At 65.7% G+C, this 22,112-nt stretch carries 17 protein-coding genes; 6 read left to right on the top strand and 11 right to left on the bottom strand.

Annotated features, from left to right (window positions below; all coding sequences use genetic code 11):
• Nucleotides 1-17 precede the first annotated feature (17 nt).
• The 3 genes from modA to mepA form a co-directional block, all read right to left on the bottom strand.
• On the bottom strand, nucleotides 18-803 hold the full coding sequence (modA, locus tag AC1RQP_RS16765) for a molybdate ABC transporter substrate-binding protein (protein WP_492937759.1): 786 nt from the start codon (nucleotides 801-803) through the stop codon (nucleotides 18-20).
• Between the two features lie 250 nt (nucleotides 804-1,053).
• Nucleotides 1,054-1,557, bottom strand: a complete 504-nt coding sequence (locus AC1RQP_RS16770; protein ID WP_492937760.1) for a hypothetical protein — start codon at nucleotides 1,555-1,557, stop codon at nucleotides 1,054-1,056.
• A 319-nt stretch (nucleotides 1,558-1,876) separates the two neighbouring features.
• Nucleotides 1,877-2,821 carry a penicillin-insensitive murein endopeptidase gene (mepA, locus tag AC1RQP_RS16775; RefSeq protein WP_492937761.1) on the bottom strand — a complete coding sequence of 315 codons (945 nt, stop codon included), beginning with the start codon at nucleotides 2,819-2,821 and terminating at the stop codon, nucleotides 1,877-1,879.
• A gap of 452 nt (nucleotides 2,822-3,273) precedes the next feature.
• On the opposite strand from mepA, the gene AC1RQP_RS16780 reads away from it, so the two are divergent.
• Nucleotides 3,274-5,445: an EAL domain-containing protein gene (locus tag AC1RQP_RS16780; protein ID WP_239620363.1), complete on the top strand. Its 2,172-nt coding sequence runs from the start codon at nucleotides 3,274-3,276 to the stop codon at nucleotides 5,443-5,445.
• Between the two features lie 190 nt (nucleotides 5,446-5,635).
• Here AC1RQP_RS16780 and AC1RQP_RS16785 read toward each other — a convergent pair whose 3' ends face one another.
• A complete protein-coding gene (locus AC1RQP_RS16785) occupies nucleotides 5,636-6,790 on the bottom strand; it encodes an acyl-CoA dehydrogenase family protein (protein ID WP_492937762.1) in 1,155 nt (384 codons plus the stop codon).
• A 42-nt stretch (nucleotides 6,791-6,832) separates the two neighbouring features.
• Here AC1RQP_RS16785 and AC1RQP_RS16790 point away from each other — a divergent pair, with 42 nt between their 5' ends.
• Entirely contained in the window at nucleotides 6,833-7,651 is an 819-nt protein-coding gene (locus tag AC1RQP_RS16790) for a Spy/CpxP family protein refolding chaperone (RefSeq protein WP_492937763.1), read from the top strand.
• Between the two features lie 193 nt (nucleotides 7,652-7,844).
• Nucleotides 7,845-8,978: an OpgC domain-containing protein gene (locus tag AC1RQP_RS16795; RefSeq protein WP_492937764.1), complete on the top strand. Its 1,134-nt coding sequence runs from the start codon at nucleotides 7,845-7,847 to the stop codon at nucleotides 8,976-8,978.
• A gap of 36 nt (nucleotides 8,979-9,014) precedes the next feature.
• Here AC1RQP_RS16795 and AC1RQP_RS16800 read toward each other — a convergent pair whose 3' ends face one another.
• Both AC1RQP_RS16800 and lepA read right to left on the bottom strand, forming a co-directional pair.
• A complete protein-coding gene (locus AC1RQP_RS16800) occupies nucleotides 9,015-10,235 on the bottom strand; it encodes an MFS transporter (RefSeq protein ID WP_492937765.1) in 1,221 nt (406 codons plus the stop codon).
• 535 nt (nucleotides 10,236-10,770) lie between these two features.
• Entirely contained in the window at nucleotides 10,771-12,582 is a 1,812-nt protein-coding gene (gene lepA / locus AC1RQP_RS16805; RefSeq protein ID WP_239620379.1) for a translation elongation factor 4, read from the bottom strand.
• A gap of 114 nt (nucleotides 12,583-12,696) precedes the next feature.
• Between lepA and AC1RQP_RS16810 the strand changes: the two genes are divergently transcribed.
• Nucleotides 12,697-14,322 carry a glycosyltransferase family 39 protein gene (locus AC1RQP_RS16810; protein WP_492937766.1) on the top strand — a complete coding sequence of 542 codons (1,626 nt, stop codon included), beginning with the start codon at nucleotides 12,697-12,699 and terminating at the stop codon, nucleotides 14,320-14,322.
• A 115-nt stretch (nucleotides 14,323-14,437) separates the two neighbouring features.
• Here the strand turns inward: AC1RQP_RS16810 and AC1RQP_RS16815 are convergent, their stop codons facing one another.
• The 5 genes from AC1RQP_RS16815 to AC1RQP_RS16835 form a co-directional block, all read right to left on the bottom strand.
• Nucleotides 14,438-14,755, bottom strand: a complete 318-nt coding sequence (locus AC1RQP_RS16815) for an HPr family phosphocarrier protein (protein ID WP_197968562.1) — start codon at nucleotides 14,753-14,755, stop codon at nucleotides 14,438-14,440.
• Nucleotides 14,752-15,153 carry a PTS sugar transporter subunit IIA gene (locus tag AC1RQP_RS16820; RefSeq protein ID WP_024339151.1) on the bottom strand — a complete coding sequence of 134 codons (402 nt, stop codon included), beginning with the start codon at nucleotides 15,151-15,153 and terminating at the stop codon, nucleotides 14,752-14,754. Before AC1RQP_RS16820 ends, AC1RQP_RS16815 begins: the two co-directional genes overlap by 4 nt.
• Nucleotides 15,154-15,286: 133 nt before the next feature.
• Nucleotides 15,287-15,811, bottom strand: a complete 525-nt coding sequence (locus AC1RQP_RS16825; RefSeq protein WP_492937767.1) for an HPr kinase/phosphorylase — start codon at nucleotides 15,809-15,811, stop codon at nucleotides 15,287-15,289.
• Complete coding sequence (locus tag AC1RQP_RS16830; RefSeq protein ID WP_492937769.1) at nucleotides 15,808-17,604, bottom strand: stimulus-sensing domain-containing protein; 1,797 nt, start codon at nucleotides 17,602-17,604, stop codon at nucleotides 15,808-15,810. Before AC1RQP_RS16830 ends, AC1RQP_RS16825 begins: the two co-directional genes overlap by 4 nt.
• A gap of 117 nt (nucleotides 17,605-17,721) precedes the next feature.
• Entirely contained in the window at nucleotides 17,722-18,423 is a 702-nt protein-coding gene (locus AC1RQP_RS16835; protein ID WP_008542552.1) for a response regulator transcription factor, read from the bottom strand.
• 244 nt (nucleotides 18,424-18,667) lie between these two features.
• Between AC1RQP_RS16835 and AC1RQP_RS16840 the strand changes: the two genes are divergently transcribed.
• Entirely contained in the window at nucleotides 18,668-19,417 is a 750-nt protein-coding gene (locus AC1RQP_RS16840) for a HugZ family pyridoxamine 5'-phosphate oxidase (RefSeq protein ID WP_239620384.1), read from the top strand.
• Nucleotides 19,418-19,481: 64 nt separating this feature from the next.
• Nucleotides 19,482-22,076, top strand: coding sequence for a CHAT domain-containing tetratricopeptide repeat protein (locus tag AC1RQP_RS16845; RefSeq protein WP_239620386.1), 2,595 nt, complete (start codon nucleotides 19,482-19,484; stop codon nucleotides 22,074-22,076).
• Nucleotides 22,077-22,112 lie beyond the last annotated feature (36 nt).

Genomic DNA, 22,112 nt, shown 5'->3' on the forward strand with positions numbered 1-22,112 from the left:
ATATCACGTCGCAAGCCCTAAGTTATGGGACTGACCAGGAACTTGAAGCCGTACTTCTCGAAAATGGACTTGGCCGCCGAGGAGCGCAGGAACGCCAGATAGTCGCCGGTCTCACCCTTCGCGGTCGTGGTCGCGGCGACGGGATAGACGATCGCGGGATGCGAAGCCGCCGGGAAGGTGCCGATGGTCTTCACGCCGGGCTCGACCTTGGCATCGGTCGAGTAGACGATGCCGAGACCGGCTTCGCCGCGGGCGACCAGCGTCAGCGCGGCGCGGACGCTCTCGGCCATGGCGAATTTCGGCTCCGCGGCCTGCCAGGCGCCGAGCTTCTCCAGCGCGGCCTTCGCATACTTGCCCACCGGCACGGACTTGACGTCGCCGGTCGCGATCCTGCCGTCGCCGGCGAGCTTGGCGAGGTCGAAGCCTTGCGCGATGTCGACGTTGTCGATCCTGGCATCCTTCGGCGCGATCAGCACGATGCTGTTGCCAAGCAGGTTGACCCGGGTCGGCTCGTTGATGGTCTTCCTGGAGATCGCGTAGTCCATCCAGTCGGTGTCGGCCGAGACGAACACGTCGGCCGGCGCGCCCTGCTCGATCTGCTTGGCCAGCACCGAGCTTGCCGCATAGCTGACGCTGAACTTGACGCCGGTCTTGGCGGTGTAGGCGGCGTCGATCTCGTCCAGCGCGTTCTTCATCGAGGCGGCGGCGAACACGGTGATGGTCTTGTCCTCGGCGGCGGCGGGCGAGAGGGCCGCGCCCGCGAGGATCATGAAGGCGGTGAAAAGTCCTGAAATGCGTAACATGGGGAGCGCTCCGTGCGAGTCCGCGCGCGGCAAGATGCACGCGCAAGTCTGGCGTTGGGTGGGTTGATGCGATGGGTGGAAGCGCTGCTCCACGGGGCCCGGCAGCGGCTTACGACCGGCAGGGATATCGCGATTGCGAAGATAGCAGGCTTGCGCCTCCGGTCAAAGGCGACCGTTGGTCTGACCGCATGACCCGGACGGTGCGCAGCGGCTTTCCGGAAAGGTCATGCGCAAACAACGACGTACCCGTTTATTGCGCCGGCAGGATCGCAATGGAGACCGAATTTTCCTTGGCTCCGCTGACCTGCAGGACGAAAGACTGTGCCGACAGCTCGTACTTCATGGTCTTGCGGATGCCATCGCAATCGGTCGCGCCGCTGAAGTCCACGGGCTTGAGGACCTGCCCGTCCTGGACCACATCGACCCATGCGCCGGCCGACAGGCTGATCGTGTAGAGCCCGGCCTTCGGCGGCTTGATGCTGGTGAAGCCGGCAAAGGTGCCGTCCTTCGGCGCCCGCTCCGGCGGCGCGGGCAATTTCGCTTCGCTCGGGGCGACCAGCCCCAGCGTGATGGCCGATGCGGGCAGGGCAGCCTGCTCGCTTCCCGTGGCGAGCCTGGCGCGATCGGGTGCGGTCAGCGCGGCGCGCTCGCGCTCGATCGGCCATTTGAACTTGTCGCAGCCGCTGGGCTCCTCGGCAGCGAGGGCGGAGGTCATGCTGATCGTGAGCGCAGCGAGGAAGGTGAGGGCGCGCATGTGAAATCCCATCATTGGCCACGCGACGGCGCGAGGCTTGCGGTCAGGCTTGTTGAAAGATGGGATGCACATCCCGGGATGCCGCGGGCTTACGGCACGGCGGCAAAAGATGTTAGCGCATCAGGGGAGTACGAACCAATCAACGAGTTCGTCATCCCGGGGCGCATGCAGCGCGAGCCCGGGATCCATGGCCACAGGCGGCAATTTGGCGAAGACTCGGAGTTCTCACTTCGCGCCAAACTTCTCCCCGTGATGATGGGTCTCCGCGTTCGCGGGGACGACACCGATCGGGCGGTGACAGCATGCCCACCCGCACACATTACGGTTTCGCGTCGCCCGCGTGCAGCACCACCTTGCAGGCCGCGGGCATCTGCGCCAGCGTCATCGGCGGCTTCGGTTTTGGCGGCTCCGGCGGCGGCTTGGGGTGCAGCACAGCATCGGAGAACCAGTAGGCGAGATCGGCGGGTTTGCATCCTTCGTCCTCGGCCTGTGACGGCTGGCCCTCGCATTCGCCCGCCCCCGGCGGGCAGCGCATGCGGATGTGGAAGTGGTAGTCGTGGCCCCACCACGGCCGGATCTTCGACAGCCACGCGCGATCGCCCTTGGCCTCGCGGCACAACGCCCTCTTGATCGCGGCGTTGACGAAGATGCGCTGCACGGCGGGCTCCCGCGCGGCATCGCGCAGCACCAGCACATGGCCAGGCGTGAACACCTTGGGATCGACATCGAGCCGGTCCTGGCGCACCATCATCACCGCCGACATGTCCTCGCGCTCCTCGCGCGAGAGCCGGCGGTTCGGCATCGGCGTCAGCCAGATGTCGGCGTCGAGACCGATCTGGTGGCTGGTATGGCCTGACAGCGCCGGCCCGCCGCGCGGCTGGGCGATGTCGCCGACCAGGATGCCGGGCCATCCTGCGTCCTTGTGCGCCTTCGCCGCGAGCCGCTTGATCAGTGCGATCATGTCGGGGTGGCCGTAGCTGCGATTGCGCGACAGCCGCATCACCTGCCAATGGTCGCCGTTGACCGGAATCTGCTCCGCGCCGCCGATGCAGCCCCTGGCGTAGGAGCCGATGACATGGGCCGGCCCCTTCGACGGCAGCAGCTTTCGCGCGAACAGCTCCTTGGCGGGGAGATCGGGGTCGTTCGGATTGGCGAGCGGCGGCAGCGGCTTCGCATTGGTGCTGCCCTTGTCCTGGGCCAGCGCGCCGCCGGCAGCCAGGAGAGCGAGCGAGAGCAGGAGGAGTGTGATGCTGCGGCGACTCATGCTGATGTCCTTATAGCCCAATGCGCCATCAGGGTTAAGAACGAGGCATTGAGCGGATCGCAACGTCGCGGCGCACGGTCCAAATCGCGTCTCAAATTGCCGCTTTTTAACGGCGCAATAACCGTATCCTGCATTGACCAAAATTCGTGCGTGGAGGGAGGAATATCTGCGGTTCGCATGCAATCGCGGGCAATTTCGGAACTGATTCAGGTGCGCGCGCAGTTTTGCGCCAGATCGCCCGTTGATTGCGATGCCGGACTCGGTCCGAAGGCGCTTGCCGCCGCGGCCGCGCCGCGCAAACAGGCAGCAAGGTGCGCCTCGCGCGGACCGCGGCCGGGCAAGATTACTTTTTTTTCAGACACTTGCCTCAAGACTTGCGGCCGCCGGGCGCGCGACTGGGACGAGTGAAGTTGAGTTTGGGGTCTCGAAGAACGAAAAAGCGAAAGCAAGACGTGCTTGCCCGCGCCGGCAGAAAGGCGCGCAAGCCGCGTTTCGCGTGCGCGCCGCGAGACCTTGTCGAGCGCGACGAAGTCCTGCGCAGCCGCGCCGAGGCGGAAGCCGCGATTGCGGAAGCGCGCAAATCCCATGAACGCCTGCGCCAGGCCATCGATATCCTGCCGCAGGGCATCGTGTTCCTCGATGCCGAAGGCCGTTACGTCCTCTGGAACAAGAAATACGCCGAAATCTACAGCAAGACCGCCGATCTGTTCGAGGAAGGCGCGCGCCTCGAGGACACGCTGCGCATCGGCGTTGCCCGCGGCGACTATCCCGAGGCCATCGGTCATGAGGACGAGTGGATCGCCGAACGTCTGCAAAAGCTCTATCAGCCCGGTGCGCGCCACGAGCAGAAGCTGTCGGACGGTCGCGTCATCCTGATCGACGAGCGCCTGACCGACGACGGCGGCGTCGTCGGCCTGCGCGTCGACATCACCGAATTGAAGCAGCGCGAGGCCTCGTTCCGCCTGCTGTTCGACGGCAATCCCGTGCCCATGATCGTCTGCGCGCTGGATGACGAGCGCATCATCGCCGTCAACGACGCCGCGGTCGCGCATTACGGCTACAGCCGGGCCGAGTTCGAGAGGCTGAAGATCCGCTCCCTGCAGGCCTTCGACAGCGAGCCGCCCTGGACCGCCGACCACTCCAGCGAGGAACAGGCCGGCCGCACCTGGAAGCATGTCAAGGCCGACGGGACGCTGATCGACCTTGCAATCTACTCCCGCGAATTGACCTATGCCGAGCGCCCCGCGGTGCTGCTCGCGCTGATGGACATCACCGAGCGCAAGCGCGCCGAGGCGCGGCTCGCCTTCATGGCCCAGCATGACGGGCTGACCGGCCTGCCCAACCGCAGCCTGCTGCGGCAGCAGATGGATGAAATGCTGCTGCACACGCGGCGCAGCGCCGAGAAGGTCGCGCTCCTGATGCTGGGGCTCGACAATTTCAAGGCGGTCAACGACACGCTGGGGCATGCAGTCGGCGACAAGCTCCTGCGCGGTGTCGCCAAGCGGCTGCGCTCGACCCTGCGCGAAGAGGACGCGCTGGCGCGGCTCAATTCCGACGAGTTCGCGATCGTGCAGGGCGGACTGACCCGTCCCGAGGACGCGGTGATGCTGGCCAAGCGCCTCCTGGAAGCCATCGCCGATCCCTATCTGCTCGACGGCCATTCCGTGGTGATCGGCGCCTCGATCGGCATCGCCATGTCGCCCGGCGACGGCGACGATTCCGAGAAGCTGCTCAAGAGCGCCGACATGGCGCTGTCGCGCGCCAAGCTGGACGCGCGCGGCACCTTCGCCTTCTTCGAGGCCGCGCTGGATGCAAAAGCGCAGAGCCGCCGCAAGACCGAAGTCGAGCTGCGCGACGCGATCCAGAACGACGTGCTCCGTCCCTATTACCAGCCGCTGATCGATCTCCAGAGCGGCCGCATCACCGGCTTCGAGGCGCTGGTGCGCTGGCCGCATGCCGAGCGGGGCATGGTCTCGCCGGCCGAATTCATTCCGGTCGCCGAGGACACCGGCCTGATCAATCCGCTCGGCGGGCAGATGCTGCGCCGCGCCTGCCTCGATGCCGCGGCCTGGCCCGACGACGTTCGCGTCGCCGTCAACCTGTCGCCGCTCCAGTTCCGCAGCGGCAATCTGCTCTCGGTGGTGACGGACGCGCTGAAACATTCCGGTCTGCCGCCGCGCCGGCTCGAGCTCGAGATCACCGAGACGCTGCTCCTGGAGAAGAGCGCGCAGGTACTGGCGACGCTGCACGCGCTGCGCGCGCTCGGGGTGCGCATCTCGATGGACGATTTCGGCACCGGCTATTCCAGCCTCAGCTATTTGCGCAGCTTCCCCTTCGACAAGATCAAGATCGACCAGTCCTTCGTGCGCGATCTCGGCGCCAACCGCGAGGCGCAGGCGATCATCCGCTCCATCGTCAGCCTTGGCAAGGGTCTCGGCGTCACCATCACCGCCGAAGGCGTCGAGACCGAAGCCGAGCTGAGCTGTCTTCGCGCCGAAGGCTGCCATGAGGGCCAGGGCTTTCTGTTCAGCAAGGCCCGGCCGAATGCAGAGATCGTCAGCCTGCTCGCCGCACAGCGCGGGATTGATGCCGCCGATGACGAGGACGCTGCGCTGGTGGCGTGATCTCTCGTTCCTTTGGTACGTAGGGGACGCGCCGCTCTCTCGGTTAACCTCTCCCGCTTGCGGGAGAGGTCGCGCCGGGGGCGCGGGTGAGGGTTCTTTCCTCTGGGGGATTGCCTCGTTGCGGATAAACCCTCTCCCCAACCCTCCCCCGCAAGCGGGGGAGGGAGCGCAGCGTCACTTGTGGCTGCGGTTAGCGACCTTCCGCCAAGAGCGTCTTCCCCACATCCTCATAGTGCGTGTCCCGCGCCTGGATCTGCTGCGCGATGGCGTGCATGTCGCGGAACCGGCGCTCGAACGGGTTGCTGCGGAACACCGCGGTCGCGCCGGCCATGTGATAGGCCGTGTCGACCACGCGTGCGGATTGATGGATGGTCCAGGTCGCGGCGAGGCGGACCGCGCTGCGATGCGCCGCGCTGAATTCGCCGGTCGCAGACAGGTCGCGCCACATCGCGTTCGCAGCCGCATAGAGATAGGCGCGGGCGGCACGCAAATCACCCTCGGTGCGGCCGATCAGCCCCTGGACCGCACCGTTGTCGCGCATGGCGCCGGCCGCCAGCGATTGGTGCTTCTCCCGTGCCAGCGTGATAGCGGCATCCAGCGTGGCGCGCGCGACGCCCAGCGACACCGCGGCAAAGCCGAGGCTGAAGGTCGCGCCGGTGCCGATCTTGTAAAGCGGGCCCGGCTCGCGCAGCGCCGACGGCACGTCGCGAAACGCCGTGAAGCGCTCGGGGATGAAGAGGTCGTTGACCTCGTAGGAGTCCGTGCCGGTGCCGGCGAGCCCGATCGCCTGCCACACGTCGTGCAGGGTCGCGCGCGCAACCGGAAACAGGATGGTGCGCACCTCTGGCGCCCCGTCGGCATTCTTGCGCGGCACGCCGTCAGCCCCGACGATGCGGACATGGGCGCCGAGCCAGCTCGCCTGCCGCGAGCCTGAGGCGAAGTCCCAGCGCGCGGTGACGCGATAGCCGCCCTCGCCGATGCGTGCCTCATGCGCGATCGCGCCCCAGGCGAGGATGCCGGGCGGGGTGTTGAAGATTTCCTGCGCGGTGTCGTGATCGAGCCAGGCCGCGATCATCGCGCAGACACTGCACTGGCCGAGACACCAGGCCGTCGAGGCATCCGCCTTGGCGATTTCCTCCAGCATCTGCATGAAGGCTTCCGGCGCGGCTTGCGCGCCGCCGAGGCTCTGCGGCAGCAGCGCCCGGTAGAGCCCGTTCTCGATCAGCGCGGCCACGACGCCCGGCGTCAGCCGCCGTGTCCGCTCGATCGCGTCGGCTTCGCGTGCAATCAAGGGGGCGAGGGCTCGCGCCCGCTCGACCAGACCAAATCCGGGAAGCTCGGACATTCGCGCTGTCTCGCCCCTTCTGCCGTGAGCGGTAGAGGCGCGATGGTGATCCATCTGGCTGATGGGATCAAGGCGACGGCGACGGCGTCGGCCGGAACGGGCGCGTCACGGCCTGCCGCGGCGGTTCTGTTGATTTGGGTCAAGTCGAATTCGGCGGGCGCGCCCCACAATTGCAACGAGGGGCGGGACCTCGGGAGGCACACGATGCGACATCAGATGCTTGCAGCAGCCCTGCTGCTCCCCCTCCTCGGCAATTCCTCGCTCGCGCAAGCGCCTGCCGACCACCAGGCCCATCATCCGGATCAGAAGGACGCGCCTGCGGCCAGTCCGGCCACGCCGCCGGAGGCGCCGCGCAGCACTTCCCCCTCTCAGGGCAGGATGGGCGGCGGTATGATGAACATGATGGGCGGCAACATGCCGATGTCCGACATGATGCGGATGATGGGCATGATGCGTCAGTCCGGCGGTGACTGCATCAGCGGGATGGAGACCGTCGATCGCGTGGAGGGCCGGATTGCCTTTCTGCGCACCGAGCTCAAGATCACCGATGCTCAGGCGCCGGCCTGGAACGCGTTCGCCGATGCGCTGCGCGCGAATGCCAAGGCTCTCGGGGAGCTCCGCGGGTCGATGGCCGGCTCCGGGTCAGAGACCTTGCTGGATCGCGTGACCTGGCAGGAAAAATGGCTGTCGGCGCGGCTGGAGGCCACCCGTGCGATGAAGTCGGCGCTGACCAACCTTGTCGGCACTCTTTCCGACGAGCAGAAAAAGACCGCCGACGAATTGCTCGCGCCCAACATGGGCATGATGCCGATGATGCAGGGTGGCCGGATGGGCGCCATGCCGATGCAGGGCGGAAGATGAGGGCTTCACCCGCATCCTCGCCATGTCTCGATAATGTTGGCAACTGCGGCATGCTTTCTGGACCGTAGCGACGCGGCAATGTAGCTTCTGCGGTTGATTGAAGTAATGAGCCGGCGTCCACGACATCACCGCGCTGGCCCGGTAAGCGCTCGCCGCGGCGAGACGCTCTGATCAAGAGAGGCAGTGCGCTGGAGTGAAGTGGACTGCGACCAAACCACCACCCCTGAAGGAGCGCGATCTTCGGATCGACCTCTTTCGGGGCCTTTCCCTATGGTGGATCTATATCAATCACATCCCGGAAAGCTATCTGAACCGGTTCACGCCCAAGAATTTCGGCTTCAGCGATGCGGCGGAGATTCTCGTATTCCTGTCGGGCCTTGCGTCCGGCATCGTATACGGCGACCTGATGCGTCAGTCCGGCTTTGCGGCCGCGAGCTTGCGCATGTTGCGGCGTTCGTTCGAAATCTATGTCGCGCAGATCATGACTGTCGTCCTGTTGCTGGCGGAAGTGGCGTACATCGCGGCATGGCAGCCCGGCATGTTCGATCACGCCAACCTGGCCATCCTGCTGCAGGAGCCTGCAGAAACACTGGTTCAGGTGGCACTGCTGCGCTATTCCCCGGTCAATCTCGACCCTCTGCTCCTGATGGTCATACTCCACTTCGCGCTCATTCTCATCGTGCCGCTGACGATACGCGCCTGGCCGCTGGCCCTGACCGGATCCGTTGCTCTCTATGTTCTCGCCCATCAGTTTGACTGGTACATCCCGGCCTATCCGAGGGGGCAGCTCTATTTCAATCCGCTGAACTGGCAGCTGCTGTTCGTGATCGGCATCTGCTGGGGAGCAAACCGCGGCGATTGGCAGCTTGCCGTTCTCAATTCCCGGGCTCTTGCCGTTCTGGCGGCGGGCTACGTGCTGTTCTCGTTCGTGATCACCCTGGGCTGGCAGATCCACGCGATCGAAGCCTATGTGCCGGGTTGGCTGTCGCGTCTGATCTATCCGGTCGACAAGACCAATCTCGATATCCTGCGATTATTGCATTTTGCTGCGCTCGCACTGCTCTGCTGGCGCCTTCTTCCAAGCAATGCCAGCATCCTGAAAGCCAGGGCGCTGCTGCCGCTGATACGATGCGGCGAATATTCGCTCGCAATCTACTGCGCCAGTGTTCTGCTGTCCTTCGCGGCTCATGCACTGCTCAGCCTGGGCTGGAACAGCCTGGCATGGCAGACGCTGATCACTCTCCTGGGCCTGGGCCTGATGAGCGCCATGGCGACATTGCTCGCCGCAATCGATCGCGGCATGTTTCCCCATCTCAGGCCGTTGTAGTTTCGAGCACGAATGCGCAGGCGCATTGTTCCGGTGTCAGGCCGCGATGCGGCCGAGATCGAGCGATGGCCGGCGCCGCGTCGGGAAGCTCAGCGCCACCGCGACGGCGGCGAGCCCGATCGCGAACGAGCCGGCGTGCAGCCATGTGTAGCGCTGGAAATTGTCGAACACGAGCCCGCCGGCCCAGGGACCGAGCGCCATGCCGAGGCTGGCGAAGGCCGATACCGCGCCGAACACCGTGCCCATGATGCGCGCGCCGAAGAATTCGCGGACCAGCACCGCATAGAGCGGCATCACCCCGCCATAGGCGAGGCCGAACACCACCGAGAGCGCGTAGAATTCGCCGAGCTGCCCCACCGCCAGATAGGCCGCGATGCACATCGCCTGCACCAGCAAGCCGCCGACCAGCACGGGCTTGGCACTGAAGCGATCGGCAGCCGCGCCCAGCAGCAGGCGGCCGCCGAGGCCGGAGACGCCGGCGACGCTGTAGACCGTCACCGCCGTGAGCGGAGCGATGCCGCAGACCATCGCATAGGACACCATGTGGAAGATCGGGCCGGAATGCGCTGCGCAGCAGGCGAAATGCGCCGCCGCGAGCGCGATGAACTGCGGCGTGCGCAGCGCCTGCGCCGCGCTCAGCTCCACGTCAGGAGCGGCGTCCGCATTCGTGTTGCTTGCCGCTGCCGGAGCCGGACGCACCAGGAAGCAGGCGGGGATCAGCAGCGCCCAGGCAGCACAGCCGATCACCAGCATCGCGGTGCGCCAGTCATAGGTCGTGATCAGCCAGCTCGCGGCCGGCGCGATCGTCACCGGCGATACGCCCATGCCGGCGGAGACGAGAGCTACCGCAAGGCTGCGGTTCTTCTCGATCCAGGCGCTCGCGAGCGCCATCATCGGTGCATAGAAGCTGCCGGCGGCAATGCCGATCAGGACGCCGAAGGAGAGCTGGAACTGCCACAGCGTTGCCGCCTGGCTCGCGGTGACGAGGCCGAGCCCGAGCAGCAGGCTTCCCGAGAGCACCACGATGCGGGTGCCGAACCGGTCGGACAGCGTGCCCCAGAGGAAAGCGGCCACGCCCATGCAGAGGAAATCCAGCGTCGCCGCCGCCGACACCCCGGCGCGCGACCAGCCCATCGCTTCCGAGATCGGCTGCAGGAACACCGCGAGCGACAGCATCGTCCCGAACCCGACGCAGGTCATCAGCGCACCCGCGGCGACAACGACCCAGCCATAGTCGAAGCCTGACGGCTTGCTCATGCGTTTCCTCAGCGCTTTTGGTTTTGTTGACAGCGCGCAGGTGGGATGGTGGACCATCCGCAGGCGGAGGGCAAGGTTAGGGTGTTATGCGCGATTCTGAGCCCGTCGTCATTCCGGGGCGCGCCACTTGGCGCGAGCCCGGAATCCATTTCTCCGCTTTGCTTGCTGCACGATGGATTCTCAGATGCGCAATAGCGCATCACAGCTCGCGCCCCGGAATGACGATGTGCCACCCACCGCGATGATTGCACTATGCCAGTGTTTTGCCCGACGGAGCAAATCGAATTCTGAAAATCGAAAAATTCCAATCCGAACAAGGCCCCGTCTACTGTGCATGGGGTTGTTTTCGAGATCTTGGTTTGTCCGATCGCAGAACGCTCGGACCGGACCTCTCTTACCGCAATCTGGTCCCGCTCCCCGTTCATGGTCGGGCTTGACCCGGCCGTCCACGTCTTGGTCAAGCCCAAAAACGTAGATGCCCGGAACGAGCCCGGGCATGACGGTAGTTGACGTAGCCGTAAGTCTAAGCCCCGCCTCAGCTGTCCACCTTCAGCGCCGCGATGAAGGCTTCCTGCGGGATGTCGACCTTGCCGAACTGCCGCATCTTCTTCTTGCCTTCCTTCTGCTTCTCCAGAAGCTTGCGCTTGCGCGTGATGTCGCCGCCGTAGCATTTTGCGGTGACGTCCTTGCGCAGCGCGCGCACCGTCTCGCGGGCGATCACCTTGCCGCCGATCGCCGCCTGGATCGGGATCTGGAACATGTGCGGCGGGATCAGCTCCTTCATCTTCTCGACCATGGCGCGGCCGCGGCCTTCGGCCCGGGTGCGGTGGACCAGCATCGAGAGCGCGTCGACCGGCTCGGCATTGACCAGGATCTGCATCTTGACGAGATCGGCCGGCTTGTAGTCGGTGAGGTGATAGTCGAACGAGGCGTAGCCCTTCGACACCGACTTCAGGCGGTCGTAGAAGTCGAACACGACCTCGTTGAGCGGCAGGTCGTATTTCACCATGGCGCGCGAGCCGACATAGGTGAGCTCCTTCTGCGCGCCGCGGCGGTCCTGGCACAGTTTCAGGACGCTGCCGAGATATTCGTCGGGCGTCATGATCGTGGCCTCGATCCAGGGCTCCTGGATCTCGGCGATCTTCACCACATCGGGCATGTCGACGGGATTGTGGATCTCGAGCTCGCTGCCGTCGGTGAGCTTCATCTTGTAGATGACGCTCGGCGCGGTCGCGATCAGGTTCAGGTCGAATTCGCGCGACAGCCGCTCCTGGATGATCTCGAGGTGCAGCAGGCCGAGGAAGCCGCAGCGGAAGCCGAAGCCGAGCGCGGCCGAGGTCTCCATCTCGAAGGAGAAGCTGGCATCGTTCAGGCGCAGCTTGCCCATCGCCGCGCGCAGCGTCTCGAAGTCGTCGGCATCGACCGGGAACAGGCCGCAGAACACCACGGGGATCGCCGGCTTGAAGCCGGGCAGCATCTCGGTGACCGGCTTCCTGTCGTCGGTGATGGTGTCGCCGACGCGGGTGTCGGCGACTTCCTTGATCGCGGCGGTGATGAAGCCGATCTCGCCGGGGCCGAGCTCCTCGACCTGCTGCATCTTTGGCGTGAAGAAGCCGACGCGCTCGACGTCATAAGCCGCGCCCGTGCCCATCATGCGCACGCGCTGGCCCTTCTTCATGGTGCCGTCGACGATGCGCACCAGGACGACGACGCCGAGATAGACGTCGTACCAGCTGTCGACCAGCAGGGCCTTCAGCGTGGCGTCGCGATCGCCCTTCGGCGGCGGCAGACGCGTGACGATGGCCTCCAGCACGTCGGGGACGCCGAGGCCGGTCTTGGCCGAGATCATCACCGCATCCGAAGCGTCGATGCCGATGACGTCCTCGATCTGCTGCTTGACCTTCTCGGGCTCGGCGGCGGGCAGGTCGACCTTGTTCAGGACCGGGACGATCTCGTGATTGTTGTCGAGCGCCTGGTAGACGTTGGCGAGCGTCTGCGCCTCGACGCCCTGGCTGGCGTCGACCACCAGGAGGGAACCTTCGCACGCCGCCAGTGACCGCGAGACTTCGTAGGCGAAGTCGACATGGCCGGGCGTGTCCATCAGGTTGAATATATAATCCTTGCCGTCCTTGGCGCGGTACTGAAGGCGCACCGTCTGCGCCTTGATCGTGATGCCGCGCTCGCGCTCGATGTCCATGGAATCGAGCACCTGCTCCTTGCCCGCCATCTCGCGGTCGGAGAGGCCGCCCGTCATCTGGATCAGGCGGTCGGCCAGCGTCGATTTGCCATGGTCGATATGGGCGACGATGGAGAAATTGCGGATGTTGGAAATGGGGACGGTCGTCATGGGCGCGGGATACCACTCACATCCCCGTGCGGCAACCATATTGCTGTATTTTCAGGGCCTTTCTTCACGCCAAGCTGATTCCACGGCAGGCCAAAACGCGCTACGCAACGGCGCATGTCCACCACCTCGATCCCATCCGCCAGAGCGCGGGCGAAGACCCGCTTGAGTTACAACCGCTTCCGGGCCTGGCTGGTTGCCTGCGCGGTCCGTCCCGAGGCGCGGCTGTGGCTGGTGATCCAGCTCGCCATCCTGCATGCCGTGCTCTGGACCTTCATCCTGATCAATATCAAGGCGGCGCAGGACGTTCACATGGACGTCGCAGAAGCCTATGGCTGGGGCCAGAAATTCCTCTGGGGCTATGGCAAGCACCCGCCGCTGTCGGGCTGGGTGGCCGGCCTCTGGTTCAAGGTGTTCCCGGCGGCGGACTGGGCGACCTATGCGCTGGCGATGGCGACGGTGAGCGTCGGCATGGTGATCTGCTGGCTCGTGAGCTTGCGCGTGGTGGATGCGCGACGCGCGTTCCTCGTCGTGGTGATGATCGCACTCTACCCGATCTTCAATTTCAAGGGCTTCAAGTACAACCCGGACCTGCTCCAGCTCGTTACGCTGCCGCTCCTGGTGCTCGCTTATCTCAACGCATTCGAGAAGCGGACCTGGCAATCCGGAATCCTGCTCGGCCTTGCCGGCGCGCTGGCGCTGATGACCAAATACTGGGTGCTGACCATGGTCGGCGCCATCGGCCTCGCCGCGCTGATCCATCCCGACCGGTTGCGATTCCTGTCGTCGCCCGCGCCGTGGGTGGCGATCGCGACGATGGTCGCGGCGATGATCCCGCACATCGTCTGGCTGGCGGACGCGCATTTCGTGCCGCTGACCTATGCCGGCGACACCTACAGCCTCCAGGACAGCGGTCAGGTGCATCAGCTCGTCGCCGGCTATGTGCTGCATAATCTCGGGTTGCTGGCATTGCCGGTGGCGCTCGCGGCGCTGGCCATGGCGCTGGTGCCGCCCTGGGTCAAGTTGCTGCGGCGCGCCCCCTCGCGCGTCGTGACGCGCGCCTGGGCGCGGGGCGGCAATCCCGCCGTCAATCTTTCGCAGGCGCTGAACGTCTGGATCGTCCAGATCATCGTCGCCTTCGGCCCGCCGCTCGGCGCGCTGGTCTTCAGCATCTACATGAAGACCGATTGGGGCATCTCGCTGTTCTTTCTGGTCCCGCTCGCGCTGGTCGCGATTCCTGCGTTGCGGGTGCAGAGCGCCGTGCTGTTCAACATCGCCGCGATCTGGCTCGTGCTCAGCGCTGCGACGCTCGCCGCTTCGCCCTGGATCGCCGCGCGCGAGATGGCGGTCAATGGCGGCAACACCGCGACCTATGGCGCGCGGTCGGAGCTGGCGCGCGAGCTGACCCAGGCCTGGCACGCGCGCTTCGCCTCGCGCTGGGCCGTCGTCGCGGGAACGATGGAGACGATTCAGCCGATGGTGTTCTACAGCCCCGATCACCCCAGCCCGTTCACGCCGAACGAAGCCTGGGCTTCCGGGCTGACCTCGCTCGACGACATCAAGAGATACGGCTTCATCGGCGTGTTCGATGCGACCGACGAACGCCTGCCCAAGTTCGAGAAATGGATGTCCGAGACCGCGCCGAACGCCGAGCGCATCGTGATGACGACGCGCCGCTTTACCCACGGCAGAGCGGGCCCGTCGATGACCTGGAACGTCTACATCGCAGCGCCCGGGAAGTGAGGGTTATTGTCGTTCCGGGGCACGCGAAGCGTGAGCTACGGTGCGCATTTGCGGACCTGAGAACCTCGAGATTCCGGGTTCGATGCTGCGCATCGCCCCGGAATGACAATCGGGCCTAAGTCCCTTCCTCGTTGAACTTGCTCTCGACGAGTTCGGTGATCGCCGCGAGCGCGGCTTCGGCATCCGTGCCGGCGGCCGATACCGTGATCGTCGTGCCGGGACCGGCGGCGAGCATCATCAGGCCCATGATCGAGGTGCCGCCGACGGTCTCGCCGCCGCGCGTCACCCACACCTGCGCGTCGAAGCGCTCGACCGCCTGGACGAATTTCGCGGAGGCGCGAGCGTGCAGGCCGCGCTTGTTGATGATCAGGAGATCCTTGGAGATCGCGCCCGCGGGCACGCCTGTCCCCGCTTGTGGCGCCTCCCCGCTCATTTGCCGGCGAGCACGCGGCTGGCGATCGTGACGTATTTGCGGCCCGCTTCCTGAGCCATCGCGATCGCGTCGGGCAGCGAACGCTCCTCGCGCACCTTGGCGAGCTTCACCAGCATGGGAAGGTTGATCCCTGCGAGCACTTCGACCTTGGGCCGGCTCATGCAGGATATTGCAAGGTTGGATGGCGTGCCGCCGAACATGTCGGTGAGGATCGCAACGCCGTCGCCGGAATCGACGCGATTGACCGCCTCGATGATGTCGCTTCGGCAGAGATCGGAATCGTCTTCGGCACCGATCGTGATCGCTTCGATTTGCTTTTGTGGACCCATGACATGCTCAAGCGCTGCCTTGAATTCGTCGGCAAGGCGCCCGTGGGTCACAAGTACTAGACCAATCATCGGAAAACTCCTCGCGGGCGCTTTTGGTGCACCGCACGAACGCGCCACTTTGACCATCCAGAGCCCCCGCGCAAGAGGGGATGTTGCGTATCTCCCTGAATATAGACGGATGGATAATGGGAGCTGCGCCGGTCTACTCGGTCGCGATACTGGGGTTCATATGGTTACCATTTCCCTTCGAACAATCGCCGGTAGGGTTAACGGAAGATGAACTCTTGGTAGTGGTCAAGGCCGCAACAACCAGGAGGAGGGGCGAATGGTCGCGGCCGACCGGGACTCGCGGTATTTCGACACCAAAAATGCTGGTTTTCAACGATTCCGCCGCAGGCAGGCGCTCCGCGTCCGCCGCGTCCAGATCGACCACGAGACCGACGGTCGCATGCTCCACGAAGTCGCAGCGACGGATTCCCAAGCCCCGGATCTCGATCAGGCCAGCCAACACCGGCGCGGGGCGCACCTCAATTTCATGGCCGACTGTCGCCAGATGGACACGGTCATCACCGACCAGAACGGCCCTTTCGACCACGCCCGAGCGTCCCGCCATGATCAAATCAAAGGCAAGGCGCGACTTGCCGGAGCCCGACGGCCCGCGGATCAGCACCGCCAGAGATCCGACCTTGACGGCCGAGGCGTGAACGCTGGGCCCGCCGTCGCTCATAGGGCCGGCAGCCTGACCACGAAGCGCGCGCCGGCAACCGTCGGAGTCCCTTCGGCATCCAGCGGGCCAGGACGGTTCTCCGCCCAGATGCGTCCGCCATGGGCGTCGATGATCTGCTTGGAGATCGACAGGCCGAGGCCGGAGTTCTGGCCGAAGCCCTGATGCGGACGGTCGGTGTAGAAGCGCTCGAAGATGCGCTCCAGCGCGTCGTCGCGAATGCCGGGGCCGTCGTCGTCGACCACGATCTCGATCTCGCCGCGGACGCGGCGGCAGGTGAGACGCACCTTGCTGCCGGCTTCCGAGAACGATTGCGCGTTGGAGAGCAGGTTGGAGACCACTTGCCCCAGCCGTGAATCATGGCCGCTCACGGCGAAGGTGTCGGTCGGGCTGCGGCCCTCGAAGCGCGTCTCGACCGCGACGTCGTGGCCGAGCTTGGTCTCGTTGGCGACGGACACCAGCGTCGTCAGCAGGCGGCGCAGATCGACGGGGATCGCGTCCTGGCGCTGCAATTCGGCATCGAGGCGGCTGGCGTCGGAGATGTCGGAGATCAGCCGGTCGAGCCGCTTGACGTCGTGCTCGATCACCTCGAGCAGGCGCGCGCGGCTGGTCTCGTTGCGCGCCAGCGGCAGCGTCTCGACCGCCGAGCGCAGCGAGGTCAGCGGGTTCTTCAATTCATGGGCGACGTCGGCGGCGAACATCTCGATCGCTTCGATGCGGCTGTAGAGCGCGCTGGTCATGTCGCGCAGGGCGCCGGAGAGGTGCCCGATCTCGTCGCGGCGGCGCGTGAAGTCGGGAATCTCGATGCGGGCCTTGATGCGGCGGCGGACGCGCTCGGCGCTGTCGGCGAGCCGGCGCACGGGTCCGGCGATCGTGCTCGCGAGCAGCAGCGACAGCATGATCATGACGGCGGCCGCGACGCCGCCGACCTTCAGGATGGCGAGGCGCTCGGCGGTGACCATCTGGTCGATGTCGTCGCCTTGCGTCGACAGCATCAGCGCGCCGTGGATCGCGCGCGAGCGGAGCACCGGGACCGCGACCGACACGATCACCTCTCCGCGCGCATTGACCCGCACCATCGAGCGTTTCTGGCCCTGCAGCGCGTCCCCCACCTCCGCATAGCCATTGCCGTTCTCGGGCCCGAGCTCGCGATAAAGCGGCAGGTCGCCGCGGTTCAGCCAGGTGCGCACCGCGACCATGCCGCGCTCGACGAAACCGGGCTTCTCGGCCGGAGGCGGCAGATCGAAGCGCAGAACGTTCTCGAGGTTGCGGCTGTCGAGCAGCAGGCTGCCGTTCGGATCGTAGATGCGGGCGCGCGTCTTGGTCGGCGAGATCAGCGTGCGCAGCACCGGCGCCACGCGCTCCGGATTGATCGGGAAGTCCAGCGGCGAATATTCGTCCGAGCCGCCATAGGTCTCGCCCGGCTTGAGGTCGAGCAGCCGGTCGGGGTCGATGGTGATGGCGTTGGTCTGCACGGTCGCGGAGGCCGCGATCGCGCCGGCGATGATCTCGGCCTGCACCAAAAGGCTCTGCGCGCGCGCGTCGATCAGCCCGGCGCGGAATTGCGACAGGTACAGGATGCTCGCCACCAGCGCGACGAGGCCGGCAAGGTTGAGCGAGACGATGCGGCGGGTCAGGCTCGAGAAGGACAGCGCGAAGAAGAACTGCCCGGCGCGCTTCAGCCAGTTCAGCGGTCGCCAGCCCTGCGGCTTCTCATCAGTGACGTGCTCCGGAACGCCGTCGGATGCAAGATCCCCGGCGCTCTGGTCTGAGTCAGGCTGCGTTCGGTCAAGCAATGCTCACGCCCGCGTTAGGACAGCTCGTGCGAAGGTCCCCGCATCCTAGAGCGATCCTGGTCCCGATGGAACGAGAACCGGAGATGACATCGATCTTCGTGAAGGGCGCCAGCCGCCTCAGGCTTCCTTGAAACGGTAGCCGACGCCGTAGAGCGTCTCGATCATCTCGAACTCGTTGTCGACCACCTTGAACTTCTTGCGCAGCCGCTTGATGTGGCTGTCGATGGTGCGGTCGTCGACATAGACCTGGTCGTCATAGGCGGCGTCCATCAGCGCGTTGCGGCTCTTGACCACGCCGGGCCGGGTCGCGAGCGCCTGCAGGATGAGGAATTCGGTGACGGTCAGCGTCACCGGCTCGTTCTTCCAGGTGCAGGTGTGGCGTTCCGGATCCATGCGCAGCAGGCCGCGGTCGAGCGCCTTGGCGTCGTTCTCCTTCGGCGCGACGGTCGGGTCCTTCGGCGCCGAGCGGCGCAGCACCGCCTTGACGCGCTCGACCAGCAGGCGCTGCGAGAACGGTTTGCGGATGAAGTCGTCGGCGCCCATCTTGAGGCCGAACAGCTCGTCGATTTCCTCGTCCTTGGAGGTGAGGAAGATCACGGGCAGGTCGGATTTCTGCCGCAGGCGGCGCAGCGTCTCCATGCCGTCCATGCGCGGCATCTTGATGTCGAGGATGGCGAGATCGGGCTGGGTGGTGCGGAAACCGTCGAGCGCGGAGGCGCCGTCGGTGTAGGTCATGATGCGGTAGCCTTCGGCTTCCAGCGCGATCGAGACGGATGTGAGAATGTTGCGGTCGTCGTCGACCAAAGCGATTGTGGGCATGAGCCTCTGCTTTCTGCTTTCCGTTTGGGTCGTGGCTTGAAACGGCGAGCAATCCAGTGATGCGCCGCATACATACATGGGTGCCGAAGTGGCGTTCGAACCTTGTCACCGAGCAATGCAAGCTGGGCTGAAGTGTGACCAAGTTCCACGAAACGCGGCAGATTCGCCGCATCTCGACCCATAACCGGCCTCTCGTTTACCCGAAACAAGGCCCTCCATGCAACCACCTGACCAGAGAAAGCCGATGCAACCGACTCCCGATTTCGACCCCGGAAAGCTCGCCAAATCGCTGCTGCGGCGGTCCCGGCAGGGGGCCCTGGCGACGCTGATGACCGGCAGCGGCGATCCCTATTGTTCCCTGGTCAATCTCGCCAGCCACCCCGATGGCTCGCCGATCCTGCTGATCTCGCGCCTCGCCGTGCACACAAGGAACATCCTCGCCGACAGCCGGGTCTCGCTGATGCTGGACGAGCGCGTGGCCGGCGATCCCCTGGAAGGCGCCCGAATCATGCTGTCCGGCCGGGCGGAGGAGGCCGATGCCGACAAGGCTCTGCTGCAGCGACGGTATCTCAGTGCCCATCCATCGGCGGAGGGCTTTGTTTCGTTTAAGGATTTCGCCTTCTTCCGGATCCGTCCCACCGGGACCCATCTGGTCGCCGGCTTCGGCCGGATCGTCGACCTCAGGCCCGATCAGTTTCTCACGGACCTCACCGGCGCCGAGGACCTGCTGTCGGCGGAAGAGGGCGCCGTCGAGCACATGAATGCCGACCATCGCGATACCATGAACCTCTATGCAACGAAGCTCCTCGACGCCGCCGAGGGCGACTGGCGCTGCACCGGCTGCGACCCCGAGGGCCTCGACATGCAGGACGGCCAGACCACGTTGCGGCTGGACTTCCCGGAGCGGGTGACGGATGGCACGGCACTGCGCAAGATGCTGGTCCGCCTCGCTGGCGAAGCGCGCATGAAGATGGACCAGAGCGCAACGACTTGAACGCCGCGACCCGTCCCTGCGACCCATGACCGTGATGGTTTTCGGGCTCGCAGCGAGAGGGGTCATGGCGCGTCATCGTATGGCATGGGCCGCGGGTCTGGCGCTCGCGATCACCATCTTGCTTGCCACCCCGGCCCTCGCCCAGAAGGGCGATCTCGCCGCACAGGGGGCGCGGATCAACGCACTCAATCAGGCCGGCAGATATGCCGAAGCGTTGCCCCTGGCGCAGGCCATGGTCGCGAGCCTGGAGAAGGCCAACGACGGTCGCGAATTGTCCGCCGCGCTCAACAATCTCGGCCAGGTCCATGCCGGCCAGGGCCGCGACGATCTGGCCGAGCCGGTCTACAAGCGCGCCATCGCGCTGATGGAGAAGTCGCTCGGCCTCGACACCGGCTTGATCGCGCCCGAGCTGAACAATCTCGCCGCGCTGTTTCAACGGCAGGGCCGCTTCGCTGAAGCCGAGCCGCTGTTCAAGCGCGCGCTCGCCATCAGCGAAAAGAGCCTGTCGCGCGAGCATCCCGATGTCGGCCGAGCTCTGAACAATCTCGCCACGCTCTATGTGAAGCAGGAGCGCTTTGCCGACGCCGAGCCCCTGTTCCGGCGCGCGCTCGCGATCTATCAGAAAGCCGCCGGGCCCGAGCATCCCGCGGTCGCAACCGTCCTGAACAACATCGGTCAGGTCGATCGCGACCTCAATCGCGACGCCGATGCCGAAGCTCCGATCAAGCGCTCGCTCGCGATCCGCGAAAAGGTGCTGGGGCCGGAACACCCCGATGTCGCGCGCTCGCTCAACAATCTCGCCGGGCTCTACCAGCACCAGAAGCGCCATGCCGAGGCCGAGCCGCTTTATCGTCGCGCCCTGGCGATCCGCGAGCGTGCACTCGGACCGGATCATCCCGATGTCGCGACTTCGGCGAGCAATCTCGCCCATTTCCTGCAGGCGACGGGACGGACGGCGGACGCTCTGCCGTTTGCGCAGAAGACGCTCGCCGCCAATCGTGCCCAGCTGCGCGTGGTGCTGCCGATCCTGTTCGCAGCGCGGCAGCAATCGCTGCTGACGAACGACAGGGCGCTCGATAACGCACTCGGTGCGATCCAACGCGGCACGCAATCGTCCGCCGCCTCCGCCGTGACCAAGCTCGCAGTCCGGTTGGCCGCCGGCAGCGACCGGCTCGCGGAACTCGTGCGCAAGGACCAGGATCTCGCGGCCGAATCCGACGCGCTCGACAAGGCGATCGTCGCCGCGGTGTCGAAGCCGCCCGCGCAGCGCGACGTCGCGGCCGAGCAGCGCAGCCGCGCGCGGATCGCGGCGATCGCGAGCGCACGCAATGAATTGCAGAAGACGCTCGCCGTCGAGTTTCCCGACTATGCCTCGCTCTCCAACCCGCTGCCGCTGACGGTGAAGGAGATCCAGCCGCTGCTCTCGGCCGACGAGGCGATGGTGATCTATTCCGTCGTCGACAGTCAGAGCTATGTCGTCGCGATCACGCGCGAGAGCGTCGACTGGAAGGAGATTTCTCTCGGAGCGGATGCACTGGCGCAGAAGGTGGCCGCCTTCCGCAGGGGGCTGGATGTCGGCAAGGCGAGTGATGCCTCCGGCAAATCGGGACTGTTCGATCTTGCGCTCGCGAGCGAGCTCTATACCGCGCTGCTCGGCCCGGTCGAGGCGCTGACGAAGGACAAGCGCAACCTGCTGGTCGTGCCGTCGGCCGCGCTGACCGCATTGCCGTTTCATCTGCTGGTCACGGAGAAGCCGCAGGCGGCGATCCCGGACAGGCCCGAAGGCTATCGCGATGCCGCCTGGCTACTGCGGCGTCAGGCCGTCTCGGTGCTGCCGTCGGTGATCAGCCTGAAATCGCTGCGCGCCTTTGCCCGCAGGGACCACGGCGTCAAGCCGATGACCGGTTTCGGCGATCCCGTGTTCAACCCTGGAGCCGAAGGTCCTGCCGACCGGCGCGCCGCGAGCGGCAGGATCGCCGCGCGCAGCATCGCGACGATGGCCTATGCCGAGTTCTGGCGCGGCGCAGGCGTCGATCGCGCGCGGCTGGCGCAGGCGCTGCCGCAGCTGCCCGACACCGCCGACGAGCTGAATGCGGTGGCGAGGGACGTCGGCGCCGCCGCGGCCGATATCCATCTCGGGCGCGATGCCAGCGAAACGACGCTGAAGCGTGCAGCGCTTGCCCAATACGGCATCATCTACTTTGCCACCCACGGCCTCGTTGCCGGCGACGTCAAGGGACTGGGCGAGCCCTCGCTCGCACTCTCCATTCCGGATCAGCCGTCGGAGCTCGACGACGGTCTTCTTACCGCGAGCGAAGTGGCCCAGCTCAAGCTCAACGCCGATTGGGTGGTGCTGTCGGCCTGCAACACCATCGCGGGCGACAAGCCCGGCGCCGAGGCGCTGTCGGGATTGGCGCGCTCGTTCTTCTATGCAGGTGCCCGCGCGCTGCTGGTTTCGCATTGGGCCGTGGATTCGGAAGCTGCCACCCGCCTGACCACATCGACGTTCGCGCTGCTCAAGAACGAACCAAGGATCGGTCGTGCCGAAGCCTTGCGCCGTGCGATGTTAGCCTATCTCGATGACGCCTCGTCGCCGCGAAATGCCTATCCCGCGATGTGGGGGCCGTTCGCACTGATCGGCGAAGGTGAGGTCAGGTGAGATTGCGCCGCGGCGATTGTGCATCGCAACAACCCC

It is taken from the genome of Bradyrhizobium sp. GW821-FHT13H06, assembly GCF_058803975.1.